The organism is Mycobacterium cajalii, assembly GCF_045809005.2.
Classification (GTDB): Bacteria; Actinomycetota; Actinomycetes; order Mycobacteriales; family Mycobacteriaceae; genus Mycobacterium.
The window spans coordinates 2,744,237-2,760,308 of the sequence record NZ_CM141436.1 but is presented as its reverse complement, the minus strand read 5'-3'; the positions used below and the strand labels follow the sequence as shown (position 1 = coordinate 2,760,308).

Sequence of the window (16,072 nt, the reverse complement as noted above, 5' to 3'; positions counted from 1 at the left end):
CGAGATTTTCGGCCACTCCTCAACGATTCCGAAGTTTAGTCTCTCCGAAAGCGGGAACGCCGGGTCCGGCCATCTACCTGCGGCGCAGTTGGTCGCCGAGGCTTTCGCACCGTGATTTGACCGCTTCCAGCTGTTCGGCGACGCGCGCCGGGGCGGTGCCGCCGCGGGCGTCCCGCGAGGCCACCGACCCCTCGATCGTGAGCACCTCCCGGACCCGGGGCGTCAACTCGGGGCTGACGGCGGCCAATTCGTCGTCGGTCAGCTCGTCCAGGCCGACCCCGCGCGCCTCCGCGGCCCGCACCGCCCCGCCCGCGGCCTCGTGCGCGGTCCGGAACGGCACGCCCTGGCGCACCAGCCACTCGGCGATGTCGGTGGCCAGCGTGTAGCCGGCCGGGGCCAGGGCCGCCATCCGCTCGACGTCGAAGGCCAGGCTGGCCACCAGCCCGGCCATCGCCGGCAGCAGCAGCTCCAGCTGGGCCACCGAGTCGAACACCGGCTCCTTGTCCTCCTGCAGGTCGCGGTTGTAGGCCAGCGGCTGGGCCTTCAGCGTCGCCAGCAACCCGGTCAGGTTGCCGATCAGCCGGCCCGACTTGCCGCGCGCCAGCTCGGCGATGTCGGGGTTCTTCTTCTGCGGCATGATCGAGCTCCCCGTCGACCACGAGTCGTGCAGCCTGGCGTAGCCGAACTCCGTCGAGCTCCACAGGATGATGTCCTCGGCCAGCCGGGACAGGTCGACGGCGATCATGGCGAACACGAACGCGGCCTCGGCGGCGAAATCCCGCGACGCGGTGGCGTCGATCGAGTTCTCGGCGGCCGCCCGGAATCCCAGATCCGCGGCGATGGCGTCCGGGTCCAGCCCCAGCGACGAGCCGGCCAGCGCGCCCGATCCGTAGGGCGATATCGCCGCGCGCTTGTCGAAGTCGACGATGCGTTCCACGTCGCGCAGCAGCGGATGCGCGTGCGCGAGCAGGTGGTGGGCCAGCAGGACGGGCTGCGCGGACTGCAGGTGGGTCTTGCCGGGCATGACCGCACTCGGGTGGGCCCCGGCCTGGGTGGCCAGCGCGGCGACGACGTCGAGCGCCCCGGCGGCGACCCGGCGCGCCGCGTCGCGCAGCCACATCCGGAACAGGGTGGCCACCTGGTCGTTGCGGGAGCGGCCGGCCCGCAGGCGCCCCCCCAGGTCGGCCCCGACCCGGTCGATCAGTCCGCGCTCGAGCGCGGCGTGCACGTCCTCGTCGCCGACCAGCGGGGCGAAGCTGCCGTCGGCGACGTCGGAGGCCAGGCTGTCCAGGCCGGCCAGCAGCCCGTCGCGTTGCTGCTCGGTGAGCAGCCCGGCCCGGAACAGGATCACGGTGTGGGCCTTGGAGGCGGTGATGTCGTAGGGGGCCAGCACCCAGTCGAAGTGGGTGGACTTGCTCAGCGCGGCCAGTGCGTCCGACGGCCCGTCGGCGAACCGCCCGCCCCACAGCGCCCCTTCCCGCGTGCTCACTTTCTCTCCGCGAGCAGTCGCAGAATCGCACCGACACGCCGGTCGACGCGCGATTCTGCGCCTGCTCGCGCCGGAAGGGTGGCGCTCACGCCAGGTCCCGGCGGGCGGCCAGCTTGGACGACAACCCGTGCACGTAGACGAAGCCCTTGGCGGCCGACTGGTCGAAGCTGTCGCCCTCGTCGTAGGTGGCCAGGTTGAAGTCGTAGAGGGATTCGGCGCTGCGCCGGCCGTTCACGGCGATGTGACCGCCGTGCAACACCATCCGGATCTCCCCGGAGACGTGCTCCTGGGTCTTGGCGACGAACGTCTCCAGCGCCGTCTTCAGCGGCGAATACCACAGGCCGTCATAGACCAGTTCGGCCCAGCGCTGGTCGGTGTGGCGCTTGAACCGCCCCAGCTCGCGCTCGAGGGTGACGTGCTCGAGTTCGGTGTGGGCCGTGATCAGCACCATCGCCCCGGGCGCCTCGTAGATCTCGCGGCTCTTGATGCCCACCAGGCGGTCCTCGACGACGTCGAGGCGCCCCACGCCCTGCGCGCCGGCGCGCTCGTTGAGCTCCTTGATCGCCTGCAGCATGGTGACCGGCTTGCCGTCGACGGACACCGGCACCCCGCGCTCGAACCCGACGATCACCTCGTCGGGTGTGCTCCAGTTCAGGGTCGGGTCTTCGGTGTAGGCGTAGATGTCCTTGGTGGGCGCGTTCCACAGGTGTTCCAGGAAGCCCGTCTCCACCGCGCGGCCCCATACGTTCTGGTCGATGGAGAACGGCGAGCGCTTGGTGACGCTGATCGGGATGGCGTTCTCCTCGGCGAACGCGATGGCCTTCTCCCGCGTCCAGGCGTAGTCGCGCACCGGCGCCAGCACCTCGAGATCCGGTGCCAGCGAGGCGAATCCGACCTCGAAGCGGACCTGGTCGTTGCCCTTGCCGGTGCAGCCGTGCGCGACGATGCTGCCGCCGTGCTCGCGGGCGGCCGCCACCAGGTGCTTGGCGATCAGCGGCCGGCTGATCGCCGACACCAGCGGGTAGCGGTCCATGTAGAGCGCGTTGTTCTGCACGGTGGGCAGGCAGTAGCCCTGCGCGAACTCGTCGCGCGCATCGACGACGACCGCCTCCACGGCGCCGCAGTCCAGCGCCCGCTGGCGGATGACCTCCATGTCCTCGCCGCCCTGGCCGAGGTCGATCGCCACGGCCACGACCTCGCGGCCGGTCTCCTTGCCTATCCAGCTGATCGCCACCGACGTGTCCAGGCCACCGGAATACGCCAGGATGACGCGTTCTGACATGAACCAACTCCTTTTAGTTGAAACGCTTACGTGAGCTTTTCCAGTGCGCTGGCCAGCTCGGCGCCGGTCATGGGCTCGCGGGCCGCCACGAAGACGGTGTCGTCGCCGGCGATGGTGCCGACGACGTACGGTAACGCCGCGCGATCGATCGCGCTGGCCAAATAGTCCGCCGCGCCGGGCGGGGTGCGCAGCACCGCGAGATTCCCGCTGGCGTCCGCGGACACCAGCAGGTCGCTCAGCAGCCGCGACAGCCGCGCCGTGCCGCCGGACACCCCGCGCACCGGGCTGCCGTCCTCGGGCACGATGTAGACCCCGACGCCGCCGTCGGCGCCGCGCAGCTTGACCGCGCCCAGTTCCTCGAGGTCCCGCGACAGCGTGGCCTGCGTGACGTCGATACCCTCGCCGGCCAGCAGCGCCGCCAGCTCGCTCTGGCTACGCACCGGCGACGACGACAGGATCGCCACGATGCGGGCCTGCCGGCCGGCCCGCGTCGTCTCCGGTGTCGCCTTCGACCTAGTCAACGGCGCCACTCCTCCTCATCGCTTCGCTCTGCATCGTCGCCGGCGCGGTCATGAGCGCCGCCCCAGCAGCCACACCAGCAGCGCCTTCTGGGCGTGCAGCCGGTTCTCGGCCTCGTCCCAGACCGCGCTGGCCGGACCGTCCATCACCTCGTCGGTGATCTCCTCACCGCGGTGGGCCGGAAGGCAGTGCAGCACAATGGCTTCGGCGTCGGCCAGGCCCAGCAGTCGCTGGTTGAGCCGATAGGGCCGGAACGGGCCGACCCGGTCCAGCCCGTCGGCCTCCTGTCCCATCGACGTCCAGGTGTCGGTGACCAGGACGTCGGCACCGCAGGCGGCCGCCTCGGCGTCGGTGGTGACGGTCACCGACGCGCCCGTGGCCTGCGCGCGGTTCCGGGCCGCCGACAACACATCCCGGTTCGGGACGAAGCCGTCCGGGGCGGCGATGGTGACGTGGACGCCCGCGGTGACCCCGCCCAGCATCAGCGAATGGGCCATGTTGTTGGCACCGTCGCCGAAGTAGGACAGCCGCAGCCCGCGCAGCGTTCCCTTGCGTTCGGCGATGGTCTGCAGGTCGGCCAGCACCTGGCAGGGGTGGAACTCGTCGGAGAGGGCGTTGACCACCGGCACCGTCGCGGTCGAGGCCATGGCCTCCAGCCGCTCCTGACCGAAGGTGCGCCAGACGATCGCTTCGACGTAGCGCGACAACACGTTCGCGGTGTCCTGCAGGGTCTCGTCGCGGCCCAGCTGGGTGGCGTGGCTGTCGACGACGACCGCGTGTCCGCCGAGCTGGGCTATGCCGAGCTCGAACGAAAACCGGGTGCGCGTGGAGTTCTTGTCGAAGATCACGGCGACGCCGCGCGGGCCCTCCAGCGGACGGCGGCTGAACGGGTCCTTCTTGAGTTCGGCTGCCAGCGTGAGGATTTCGGCCTGTTCTTGGGGCGACACGTCGTCGTCGCGCAGGAAGTGTCTCATGCCGGCGTCCCGGCCGCGTCGAGGATGCCCGGCAGCGCGGCGACGAAGCTGTCGGCCTGGGCTTCGGTGATGATCAGCGGCGGCGCCAGCCGCAGCACGTCGGGCGCCGGGGCGTTGATCAGGAACCCGGCCGCGCGGGCGCCGGCCTCGGCCTCCTTGGCCAGCGGCGCGGTCAGCGCGACGCCCAGCAGAAGTCCGCGGCCCCGCACGTGGTCGATCAGCGGGTGCCCGAGCGCCTCGATGCCGTGGCGCAGCGACTTTCCCACCATCTCGGCGTGCCGGACCAGGTCCTCGTCCCGGAGCACCCGCACCACCGCCAGCGCCGCCGCGGTGCACACCGGATTACCGCCGAAGGTGCTGCCGTGCAGTCCGGGCGTCAGCAGGTCGGCGGCCGGTCCGACGGCCAGGCACGCGCCGATGGGCAAGCCGCCGCCGAGCCCTTTGGCCAGCGTCACCACGTCGGGGGTGATGCCGTCGTGCTGGTGGGCGAAAAACGCCCCGGTGCGGCCCATCCCGGTCTGCACCTCGTCGATGGCCAGCAGCGCGCCGTGCCGCGCGGTGATCTCGCGGGCGGCGGCAAGGTAGCCCTCGGGCGGTACGACGACCCCGCCCTCCCCCATGATCGGTTCGAGGAACACCGCGGCCGTGGCGTCGTCGACCGCGGCGGCCAGCGCGTCGGCGGCCCCGTAGGGCACGTGGGTGACGTGGCCGGGCAGGGGCTCGAACGGCGCCTGCTTGCTCGGCTGGCCCGTCAGCGCCAGCGCCCCCATCGTCCGTCCGTGAAAACCCCCCTGTGCGGCAACGATTTTGGTGCGTCCGGTGAGCCGGGACAACTTGAAGGCCGCCTCGTTGGCCTCGGCGCCGGAGTTGCAGAAGAACACCCGGGCCGGCGCGGGCGCGTCGAGCAGGGCGACCAGTTCCTCGGCGAGCGCGATGCCGGGTTCGGTGGCGTAGAGGTTCGAGGTGTGGCCCAGCGTCCGCATCTGCTGCGTGACGGCCTCGACGACCGCGGGGTGCCGGTGACCGAGGACGTTGACCGCGATGCCGGCGAGCAGATCCAGGTAGGTCTTGCCGTCCACGTCGGTGACCGTGGCGCCGTCACCGCCGGCCAGGGCGACGGTCGGGGTGCCGTAGTTGTTCATCATCACGGCTTCCCAGCGGTGCCGCAGGTCGTCGGTCGCCGTCATGCTTGCCACCTGCGCCGCTCCTCCGCATCGCTGCGCGCCGCATCGTCGCCGGCGCGCACCACCTTGGTCCCGGTGCCCGCGTCGGTGAAAAGCTCCACGAGCACACAGTGTTCGACGCGGCCGTCGATGATGTGGGCGCTGGGCACCCCACCGGTGACGGCCCGCAGACACGCCTCGACCTTGGGGATCATGCCCTCCTCCAGCGTGGGTAGCAGTTGCGCCAGCGTAGCGGTGTCGATCTCGCTGACCAGCGACTCTTTGTCGGGCCACTGCGTGTACAGGCCCTCGACATCGGTGAGCACCAACAGCTTTTCGGCCCCCAGGGCTTCGGCCAGCGCCGCGGCGGCGGTGTCGGAGTTGATGTTGTGCACGACGCCGTCCTCGTCGGGCGCCAGCGTCGACACCACCGGGATGCGGCGCGCCGCAATGAGATCCAGCAATGCGGCGGTGTTGACGTGGGCGACGTCTCCGACCAGGCCGATGTCGGTGGCCACGCCATCGACGTTGACGCTGCGCCGGATCGCGGTGAACAGCTGGGCGTCCTCACCGGTCACGCCGACGGCATAGGGCCCGTGCGCGTTGACGAGGTTGACCAGCTCGCGCCCGACCTGCCCGAACAACACCATCCGCGCCACGTCGAGCACTTCCGGTGTGGTGACGCGGAATCCGCCCTTGAAGTCGCCGGCGATGCCGAGGCGCCGCAGCATGGCCGTGATCTGGGGGCCGCCGCCGTGCACGACGACCGGGTGGATGCCGCAGTTGCGCAGAAACGCCATGTCCGCGGCGAAGGCGTGTTTGAGCGTGTCGTCGATCATGGCGTTGCCGCCGTATTTGACCACGACGATCTTGCCGTGCAGCTGCTTGAGCCACGGCAGGGCCTCGGCCAGCACCTCGGCCTTGAGCTGTGTGGGCAGGGTGTCGATGTTCACGAGCTGTAGGCCGAGTTCTCTTCGACGTAGGCGTGCGAGAGGTCGGTGGTCCGGACGGCGGCCCGCCCGTCGCCGACCGCGAGGTCGACGGTGACGTCGATGTCGGTGACCGACAGGTCCACCTCGCGCGCGCCGGGCACCCCGACGCTGTCGACGCACACCGCGGAACCGTTGAACGACACGGCGATCCGGTCGGGGTCCAGGTGGACCGGCGCCATGCCGACGGCCGCCAGCACCCGGCCCCAGTTGGGGTCGGACCCGAACAGCGCGGTCTTGACCAGGCTGTCGCGGGCGACCGTGCGCGCGACGGTCAGCGCGTCGTCGTCGGAGGCGGCCCCGGTGACGGTGACGACGACGCGTTTGGTGACGCCCTCGGCGTCGGCCTGCAGCTGCGCGCACAGGTCGTCGCAGGCCCGCAGCACGGCCTCGTCGAGATCGGCCTGGGGCGGGGCGATTCCGCTGGCCCCCGAGGCCAATAGCAGCACGGTGTCGTTGGTGGAGCAGCTGCCGTCGACGTCGAGCCGGTCAAAAGTGCGCGCGGTGGCCCGGCGCAGCGCGGTGTCGAGGGCCGCCGGTGCGGCGGCCGCGTCGGTGGTGAGCACGCACAGCATGGTGGCCAGCGACGGGGCGAGCATGCCCGCCCCCTTGGCCATCCCGCCGACCGTCCAGGCGTTGGGGTGATGCACCGCAACCTGTTTGGCGACCTTGTCGGTGGTCATGATGGCCTGGGCGGCCTCGTCGCCTCCGGACAGGCCGCCGGCCATCTCACGCACGATGTCGCGGGCCCCGGCGAGCACCCTGTCCATCGGCAACCGGTCGCCGATCAGGCCGGTGGAGCAGACCGCGACCTCGACGGCCCCGGTCTCGGTCCCCCATTCCGACAACGCGGCCGCGACGGCCTCCGCCGTGGCGTGGGTGTCCTGGAAGCCGCCCGGCCCGGTGCAGGCGTTGGCGCCGCCGGAGTTGAGGATGACCGCACGCAGCCGGCCGGTGGTGAGCACCTGCTGGCTCCACAGCACCGGGGCGGCCTTGACCTTGTTGGAGGTGAAGACACCGGCGGCCGCATAGTCGGGTCCTTCGTTGAAGACCAGCGCGAGATCCCGCGCACCCGTCGCCTTGATCCCGGCGGCGATGCCGGCGGCCCGGAATCCGGCCGGGGCGGTGACGCCCTGTTCGCGCAGCAGCCTCACGGCGCCACCCCGACCACCGAAAGACCCTGCGTCTCCGGCCAGCCCAGCGCCAGGTTCATCGACTGAACCGCGGCACCGCCGGTGCCCTTGACCAGGTTGTCGATCGCGGCGATCGCCACGAAGGTCTCGGCGGCCTCGTCGACGGCCACGGCGACGTGGGCCGCGTTGCTGCCGATGACCGCACCGGTGCGCGGCAGCTGCCCCTCGGGCATCACGTAGATGAAAGGCTCCGTCTGGTAGGCCTTTTCGTAGGCGGCCCGCAGCTGGGACAGCGGGGATCGGGTGCGCGCCGTGCAGGTCGCCAAAATCCCGCGGGAGGTGGGGATCAGCACCGGGGTGAACGACACCGTGACGTCGCGGTCGGCGACCGCGCGCAACCCCTGGGCGATCTCGGGGGTGTGCCGGTGGGCTCCGGCGATGTTGTAGGCCCGCGCCGACCCAATGACCTCCGAGCCGAGCAGGTCCGTCTTGGCGGCACGACCGGCGCCCGACGTGCCGCTGACGGCGACGACGGTGACGGCGGGCTCGATCAGGCCCTCGGCGACCGCCGGCCACAGCGCCAGCAGCGCCGCCGTCGGGTAACAGCCCGGGACGGCGATGCGGCGCGCACCGCGCAGCCGTTCGCGCCCACCGGGCAGCTCCGGCAGGCCGTATGGCCAGCTGCCGGCGTGGGGGGATCCGTAGAAGCGCTCCCAGGCGGCGGCGTCGGTGAGCCGGAAGTCCGCGCCGCAGTCGACGATCAGGGTTTCGGGGCCCAGCTCTTCGGCCAGCGCCGCCGAATGCCCGTGCGGCAACGCCAAAAACACCACGTCGTGGCCGGCGAGGACGGAAAGCTCGGTGGGTTCGACCACGCGCTGGGCCAAGGGCGTCAGGTGCGGGTGGTGCTCACCGAGGGTGCTGCCGGCGCTGCCCGCGGCGGTCACGGCGTCGACGGAAAGCCGGCCGTCGCCGTAGGCCGGGTGCCCGAGTAACAGCCTGAGGATCTCTCCGCCCGCGTAGCCGGTCGCCCCTGCGACGGCGACCCTGATCACGTCGGCCATTTCGACGATTCTGCATGGTTATGCAGCACTTTGCAAATCCATTCTGACGCTCCGAAATGGGGCCCTGACACACAGATGTGGTGCCGGACTCCGTTCGGAGCCCGGCACCACATCCGCTGTCGGGTTCTGGCGGCCCTTACGCGGCGACGCTGATGCCGAGGCTGGCCTGCAGGCTGGCCTCCAGGGAGGCGCCCAGGTCGTTCAGGGCCGCCTCGAGCGAACCCGCGACGGTGCCGCCGGTCTGGGCGAGCCCGTTGAGGGCACCGCCCAGGTCGACGGCCAGGGACTCGGCCGTCTGGAACAACCCCGGGAAGGCCACACCGACGGTCGCGCCGAGAGCGTCGCCGAGCTCCGTGACGATCGCCGTGGTGGTGTCCACCCAGATGTTCGCGATGGCGCCACCCGTCTGCCCAAGGCCGTACAGCGCCCCACCCAACCCGCTGACCAGGTTCGCGGTGGTGCTGAGCAGGCCCGTCAGGCCGCCGCGCAGGCCGGCCGTCAGGGCTCCCCCGGCGTTGGCCAGTCCGCTCAGGGCGGCGCCCAGGCTGGCGGCCAGGGCGGCGTTGATCGTCAGCCCCAGGTTGGTGTTGAGCAGCGCGCCCAGGCTGGCGGCCAGGTTCTCGCCGGTCTGGATGAGGGCGTTGAGGCCACCACCGAAGTCGGCGGCCAGGGTGCCGCCGAGGTTGAGCAGGCCGTTGAGGCCGCCGTTCAGGCCGGCCTGGATGGCCGCCTCCAGCGGACCGAGGCCCGCCAGCGAACCGTTCAGGGCCAGCGACAGGGCGGCGTTCAGGGAGGCACCGAACCCGTTGAGGGCGGCGCCGAGGCTGCCGGTCAGCGCGACCCCCGTCTGCAGCAGCCCGTTCAGGCTGCCGCCGAGGGTGGCCGCCAGGTTCGCCCCGGTGTTGATCAACGAGTTCAGGCCGGTCTGCAGGCTGGCGGCCAGCGAGGCGGGCAGGCCCAGCAGCGCGCTCAGGCCCGCCAGGTTGCCGCTGAGCGCCAGCTGCAACGCCGCACCGAACGACCCGCCCAGGTTGCCCAGCGCCGCACCGAAGTTGGCCGCGAACGCCTCGCCCGTCTGGATCAGCCCGTTGAGGCCCGCCCCGAACGAATTCAGCAGCGTCGCACCGGTGTTGACCAAACCGTTGAGACCGCCGGTCAGACCCGCCTGGATCAGCGCGCCCAGCGGGCCCAGGCCCGCCAGCGACCCGCTCAACATGCCCGACAGCGCCACACTGAGCGAACCGCCCAGCCCGTTGAGCGCCCCACCGATGTCGGCGGCCAGCGACGCCCCGGTCTGCAGCACGCCGGTCAGCCCACCACCAAGGGTCGCCGCCAGGTTCGCACCCGTGGTGATCAACCCGTTCAGACCCGTCTGCAGGCTGGCCGCCAGCGAAGCCGGCAGACCCAGCAGACCACTCAGACCCGCCAGGTTGCCGCTGAGCGCCAACTGCAACGCCGCACCGAACGACCCACCCAGGTTGCCCAGCGCCGCACCGAAGTTCGCCGCGAACGACTCGCCCGTCTGGATCAACCCGTTCAGCCCGCCGCCCAGCGTGCTGGCCAGGGTGCCACCGAGGTTGACCAGGCCCGACAGCCCGCCGGTCAGGCCGCCTTCGATGGCCAGACCCAGCGGTCCCAGGCCCGCCAGCGACGCGTTCAGGGCGGCGTACAGGTTCGCGCCGAACGAACCGCCGAGGCCGTTGAGTGCCACACCGATGTCGGTGGCCAGGCCCTCGGCGGTGTGTACCAGCACGTTGAGGCCGGCACCGAGGTTGCCCGCGAGGGCTCCGCCGACGTTGGCCAGTCCGTTGAAGCCGGTCTGCAGGGTGGCGGCCAGCGAGGCCGGCAGACCCAGCAGCGCGCTCAGGCCCGCCAGGTTGCCGCTGAGCGCCAGCTGCAGCGCCGCACCGAACGACCCACCCAGATTGCCCAGCGCCGCACCGAAGTTGGCCGCGAACGACTCCCCGGTCTGGATCAGCCCGTTGAGACCCGCCCCGAACGAATTCAGCAGCGTCGCACCGGTGTTGACCAACCCGTTGAGACCGCCGGTCAGACCCGCCTCGATCAGCGCGCCCAGCGGGCCCAGGCCCGCCAGCGACCCGCTCAACATGCCCGACAGCGCCACACTGAGCGAACCGCCCAGCCCGTTGAGCGCCCCACCGATGTCGGCGGCCAGCGACGCCCCGGTCTGCAGCACGCCGGTCAGCCCACCACCAAGGGTCGCCGCCAGGTTCGCACCCGTGGTGATCAACCCGTTCAGACCCGTCTGCAGACTGGCCGCCAGCGACGCCGGCAACCCCAGCAGACCACTCAGACCCGCCAGGTTGCCGCTGAGCGCCAACTGCAACGCCGCACCGAACGACCCACCCAGGTTGCCCAGCGCCGCACCGAAGTTCGCCGCGAACGCCTCGCCCGTCTGGATCAACCCGTTCAGCCCGGCGCCCAGCGAGGTGGCCAGCGTCGCGCCGGTGTTGAGCAGCCCGTTGAGGCCGCCGCTCAGACCCGCCTGGATCAGCGCGCCCAGCGGGCCGAGAGCCGCCAGCGAACCGCTCAGGGCCAGCGAAAGGGCCCCGCCGAGTGACGCGCCGAAGCCGCTGAGCGCTCCGCCGATGTCGCCGGCCAGCGAGGCACCGGTCTGCAGGACGGCGGTGAGGCCGGCCCCCAGCGAGGTTGCCAGAGTGGCGCCGGTGTTGAGCAGCCCGTTCAGGCCCGTCTGCAGGCTCGCCGCCAGCGAGGCCGGCAGACCCAGCAGACCGCCCAGGCCCGCCAGGTTGCCGCTGAGCGCCAACTGCAACGCCGCACCGAACGACCCACCCAGATTGCCCAGCGCCGCACCGAAGTTGGCCACGAACGCCTCGCCCGTCTGGATCAGCCCGTTGAGGCCCGCCCCGAACGAGTTCAGCAGCGTCGCCCCGGTGTTGACCAGGCCCGACAGGCCGCCGGTCAGACCGGCCTCGATGACCGCGCCCAGCGGGCCCAGGCCCGCCAGCGACCCGCTCAACATGCCCGACAGCGCCACACTGAGCGAACCGCCCAGCCCGTTGAGCGCCCCACCGATGTCGCCGGCCAGCGAGACGCCGGTCTGCAGGGCGGCGGTGAGGCCGGCCCCCAGCGAGGTCGCCAACGTCGCACCGGTGTTGACCAGTCCGTTCAGGCCCGTCTGCAGGCTCGCCGCCAGCGAGGCCGGCAGACCCAGCAGACCACCCAGACCCGCCAGGTTGCCGCTCAGCGCCAACTGCAACGCCGCACCGAACGACCCACCCAGATTGCCCAGCGCCGCACCGAAGTTGGCCGCAAACGCCTCGCCCGTCTGGATCAGGCCGTTGAGGCCGCCCCCCAACTCGGCGGCCAGCGTGCCACCCAGGTTGGCCAGGCCGGAGAACCCGCCGCTGAGGCCGGTCTCGATGGCCACGCCCAGCGGGCCCAGGCCCGCCAGCGATCCGCTCAGCCCGGCCGACAGGGCCAGACTCAGGGAACCACCGAGGCCGTTCAGCGCGCCGCCGATGTCGGCGGCCAGCGAGGCGCCGGTCTGCAGCAGGCCGTTCAGCCCGGCTCCGAGGGTGGTCGCCAGGGACACACCGGTCTGGAAGAGGTTCGGGAACGTCACGCCGAGGCTGGCGGCCAGCGCGTTGGTCAGCGCGGCGCCGATCTGCGCCGTGGCGTTCGCCCAGATGGCCCCGAGGTTGGCGCCGGTCTGCAACAGTGCGTTCAATCCGCCGCCGAGCTCGGCGCCCAGCATCGCGCCGGTGTTCAACAGGCCGTTGAAGCCGGTCTGCAGGCTGGCCGCCAGCGAGGCCGGCAGACCCAGCAGTGCGCCCAGACCCGAGAGGTTGCCGCTGATCGCCAGCTGCAGCGCCGCACTGAGCGACGCGCCCAGCCCGGACAGGGCACCACCGAGGTTGGCCGCGAACGACGCTCCGGTCTGCAGCAAGCCGTTGAGCCCGGCGCCCAGCGTGGTGGCCAGGGTGGCGCCGGTGTTCAACAGACCCGACAGGCCGCCGCTCAGGGCGCCGGTCAGGGCCGCGCCCAGCGGGCCCAGCCCGGCCAACGAGCCGCTGAGGGCGAGCGACAGGGCCGCGTTCAGCGAGCCGCCCAGGCCGGACAGGGCGGCGCCGAACTCACCGCCCAGCGTGAGCCCGGTCTGCAGCAGGCCGGTGAACCCGGCGCCCAGGCCGTTGAGCAGGGCGCCGCCGGCGTTGAGCACGCCGTTCAGGCCGGTCTGCAGGCTGGCCGCCAGCGAGGCCGGCAGGCCGAGCAGGCCACTGAGCCCGGTGATGCCCGCGTTGAGGCTGGCGCTCAGGCCTGCGCTCAGCGACCCACCCAGGTTGCCCAGCACCGCGCCGAAGTTGCCGACCAGCGACGCGCCCGTCTGCAGCAGGCCGTTCAGGCCGGCACCCAGCTCGCTCGCCAGCATCCCGCCGGTGTTCAGCAGGCCGTTCAGGCCGCCGCTGAGCCCCGCCTCGATCAGCGCACCCAGCGGGCCCAGGCCCGCCAGCGAACCGCTCAGGCCGAGCGAGAGGGCCGCGTTCAGCGACACACCCAGGTTGTTGAGCGCGGCACCGAAGTTGCCGGCCAGCGACGCCCCGGTCTGCACCAACGCGTTCAGGCCGCCGCCGAGGCCATTGAGCAGGGCGCCGCCGGCGTTGAGCACGCCGTTGAGTCCGGTCTGCAGGCTGGCGGCCAGCGAGGCCGGCAAGCCGAGCAGGCCACTGAGCCCGGTGATGCCGGCGTTGAGGCTGGCGTTCAGGGTCGCGCCGAGCGACCCACCCAGGTTGCCCAGCACCGCGCCGAAGTTGCCCGCCAAGGACGCGCCCGTCTGCAGCAGGCCGTTCAGGCCGGCGCCCAGCTGGGTCACCAGCATCCCACCGGTGTTCAGCAGACCCGACAGGCCGCCGGTCAGGCCGGCTTCCAACAGCGCCCCCAGCGGGCCCAGGCCGGCCAGCGAACCACTCAGCATGCCCGAGAGCGCCAGGTTGAGGGAGCCGCCCAGGCCGTTCAGGGCCCCGCCGATGTCGGCGCCCAGCGACACCCCGGTGTCCAGCAGCACGTTGAGGCCTCCACCGAGGTTCGCCGCCAGGTTCGCGCCGGTGTTGAGCAGGCCGTTGAGGCCGGCCTGCAGGCTGGCCCCGAGCGAGGCCGGCAGGCCCAGCAGTGCGCTCAGACCCGAGAGGTTGCCGCTGATGGCCAGCTGTAGCGCCGCCCCCAGCGAGCCACCCAGGCCGGACAGGGCCGCACCGAAGTTGGCCACGAACGACTCGCCGGTCTGGACCAGCGCGTTCAGTCCCGCACCCAGCTCGCCGGCCAGCGCCGCCCCGGTGTTGGCCAACACCGACAGCCCGCCTGTGAGGCCGGACTCGATGGCCAGCCCCAGCGGACCGAGCCCGGCCAGCGAACCACTCAGCGCGGCCGACAGCGCGGCGTTCAGCGAGCCGCCCACCCCGTTGAGCGCCGCACCGATGTCGCCGGCCAGCGACGCACCGGTCTGCACCAAGACGTTCAGCCCGGCACCCAGGTTGCCGGCCAGGGCCTCACCGACGTTGAAGAGCCCGTTCAGGCCGGTGCCCAGGCTGGCCGCGAGCGAGGCCGGCAGGCCCAGCAGCGCGCCGAGGCCGGCCAGGTTGCCACTCAGGGCCAGCTGGAGCGCCGCGCTGAACGACCCGCCCAGACCGGACAGCGCCACACCGAGGTTGGCCGCGAACGACGCACCGGTCTGCAGCAGCGAGTTCAGGCCGGCACCGAGGTCACCGACCAGCGCGGCCCCGGTGGTCAGCAGCCCGTTGAGGCCACCGGTCAGGCCCGCCTGAATGAGCGCACCCAGCGGGCCGAGACCCGCCAGCGACCCGCTCAGGGCACCCGAGAGCGCCACGCTGAGCGAGCCGCCCAGCCCGTTGAGCGCCCCACCGATGTCACCGGCCAGCGACACCCCGGTCTGCAGCAACCCGTTGAGGCCCGCACCGAAGCTGGCCACCAGGTTCGCGCCGGTGTTGATCAGCCCGTTGAGGCCCGCACCGAGGGTGGCGGCCAAGGAAGCCGGCAGGCCGAGCAGCGCACCGAGGCCGCTCAGGTTGCCGCTGAGCATCAGCTGCAACGCCGCGTTCAGCGATCCGCCGAGCCCGCTCAGCGCCGCGCCCAGGTTGGCCGCGAAAGATTCGCCGGCCTGCAGCACGCCGTTCAGCCCGGCCCCCAGTTCGGACACGAGCATCCCGCCGGTGTTCAGCAGGCCGTTGAGGCCTCCGCTCAGACCCGCCTCGATGAGCACGCCCAGCGGGCCGAGGCCCGCCAGCGACCCGCTCAGCATGGCCGACAATCCGACGTTGAGCGAGGCACCCAGGTCGTTGAGGGCCGCGCCGATGTCGCCGGCCAGCGATGCCCCGGTCTGTAGGAGCCCATTCAGGCCGGCACCCAGGCTGGCCGCGAAGATGCCACCGGTGTTCAGCAACCCGTTGAGGCCGGTCTGCAGGCTGGCGGCCAAGGACGCCGGCAGGCCGAACAGGCTGGCCAGCCCGGACAGCGAACCGTTGAGGCCGGCGTTGATCGCCGCGCTCAGCGACCCGCCCAGATCGTTCAGCGCCGCGCCCAGGTTTCCGACGAGGGATCCCCCGGTCTGCAGCGCGGCGTTCAGCCCGGCACCCAGGTTCGCCAGGCCGTTCAGGCTGCCGGTGAGGCCGGCCGACAGCGACGCGCCCAACTGGGCCGCCAGGCTGCCGTTCAACAGCGTGTTGAGGGCCGCCCCGGCCTGGGCGCTCAACCCGGCACCGAGGGTCGACAAGGCGGCGCCGCTGCTTTCCAGGGCGGTGCCAAGGCTCACGATGGCGTTGCCGGTCTGGACCAGGCCGGCCCCGACGCCTTGCAGCAAGGCGCCACCGGTCTGCAGGAAGAGCCCGCTGGCCCCGGCGCCGATGGCCGTGCCCAGGGCAGCGCCGAGGCTGCCCGCAAGCCCGGCGCTGATGCTCGTCGACAGCGTCCCGCTGATGTTGGCGCCCAGCCCGGACAGCGCGGCGCCCAGATCCGCGGTCAGAGAGCCGCCGCCCTGCAGCAGCCCGGCGCTGTTGGCGACCTCAGCGCCCACATACGCGGCCGCGCCCCCACTCAACGTGCTGACGAACTCGTTGTGGAAGGCCGCCACTTCGGCGTTCAGCGTCTGATACTGCTGGCCGAATTCGCCGAACAGCGATGCAATCGTTTGCGACACCTCGTCCTGGGCGGCAGGCATCAACGCAGTCGTGGGGGCGGCTATCGCCGAGGCGACCTCGTCGAGGGCCGAACGGATGCCCGCAAGATCCTGGGCTGCAGCTTCTACAAGGTCCGGCACCGCGATTACGAACGACATGTCCATCTCCCCACGCCAATGAACGAAATGTGACTCCACGAGCCCGAATCACCCCTAGGTGAGTCGAAGCCTAGTAGCAGGCCATTTGGCTAAATCGAAAACGCCCGTTTTCGACCGCCTCGCGTGTGCCGT

Annotated in this window: 8 protein-coding genes and 1 pseudogene; all 9 read right to left on the bottom strand. The window is 71.9% G+C overall.

The features are described 5' to 3' along the window. Positions 1–73: 73 nt before the first annotated feature. On the bottom strand, positions 74–1,489 hold the full coding sequence (gene argH / locus ACJ512_RS13140) for an argininosuccinate lyase (RefSeq protein WP_407686499.1): 1,416 nt from the start codon (positions 1,487–1,489) through the stop codon (positions 74–76). Positions 1,490–1,574: 85 nt separating this feature from the next. Beyond that, a complete protein-coding gene (locus tag ACJ512_RS13135) occupies positions 1,575–2,771 on the bottom strand; it encodes an argininosuccinate synthase (protein WP_407686500.1) in 1,197 nt (398 codons plus the stop codon). A gap of 26 nt (positions 2,772–2,797) precedes the next feature. Continuing rightward, positions 2,798–3,292, bottom strand: a complete 495-nt coding sequence (locus ACJ512_RS13130; RefSeq protein ID WP_407686501.1) for an arginine repressor — start codon at positions 3,290–3,292, stop codon at positions 2,798–2,800. Positions 3,293–3,340: 48 nt separating this feature from the next. Continuing rightward, the gene (argF, locus tag ACJ512_RS13125; protein ID WP_407686502.1) at positions 3,341–4,264 is read right to left on the bottom strand and encodes an ornithine carbamoyltransferase; all 924 of its coding nucleotides are present in this window, start codon (positions 4,262–4,264) and stop codon (positions 3,341–3,343) included. Then, the gene (locus tag ACJ512_RS13120; RefSeq protein WP_407686503.1) at positions 4,261–5,451 is read right to left on the bottom strand and encodes an acetylornithine transaminase; all 1,191 of its coding nucleotides are present in this window, start codon (positions 5,449–5,451) and stop codon (positions 4,261–4,263) included. The genes argF and ACJ512_RS13120 overlap by 4 nt, the downstream gene beginning before the upstream one ends. Continuing rightward, entirely contained in the window at positions 5,448–6,380 is a 933-nt protein-coding gene (gene argB / locus ACJ512_RS13115) for an acetylglutamate kinase (RefSeq protein ID WP_407686504.1), read from the bottom strand. The genes ACJ512_RS13120 and argB overlap by 4 nt, the downstream gene beginning before the upstream one ends. Then, a complete protein-coding gene (gene argJ / locus ACJ512_RS13110; RefSeq protein ID WP_407686512.1) occupies positions 6,377–7,612 on the bottom strand; it encodes a bifunctional glutamate N-acetyltransferase/amino-acid acetyltransferase ArgJ in 1,236 nt (411 codons plus the stop codon). The genes argB and argJ overlap by 4 nt, the downstream gene beginning before the upstream one ends. Then, positions 7,567–8,626 (bottom strand): annotated as a pseudogene (argC, locus tag ACJ512_RS13105) (N-acetyl-gamma-glutamyl-phosphate reductase). Before argC ends, argJ begins: the two are co-directional and overlap by 46 nt. A gap of 120 nt (positions 8,627–8,746) precedes the next feature. After that, positions 8,747–15,940: a PE domain-containing protein gene (locus ACJ512_RS13100; RefSeq protein ID WP_407686505.1), complete on the bottom strand. Its 7,194-nt coding sequence runs from the start codon at positions 15,938–15,940 to the stop codon at positions 8,747–8,749. Positions 15,941–16,072: the final 132 nt, after the last annotated feature.

Coding starts and splice junctions, on each gene's coding strand:
- ACJ512_RS13120 (WP_407686503.1), bottom strand. CDS start 5,451: ATGACGGCGACCGACGACCTGCGGCACCGCTGGGAAGCCGTGATGATG.
- argF (WP_407686502.1), bottom strand. CDS start 4,264: ATGAGACACTTCCTGCGCGACGACGACGTGTCGCCCCAAGAACAGGCC.
- ACJ512_RS13135 (WP_407686500.1), bottom strand. CDS start 2,771: ATGTCAGAACGCGTCATCCTGGCGTATTCCGGTGGCCTGGACACGTCG.
- ACJ512_RS13100 (WP_407686505.1), bottom strand. CDS start 15,940: ATGTCGTTCGTAATCGCGGTGCCGGACCTTGTAGAAGCTGCAGCCCAG.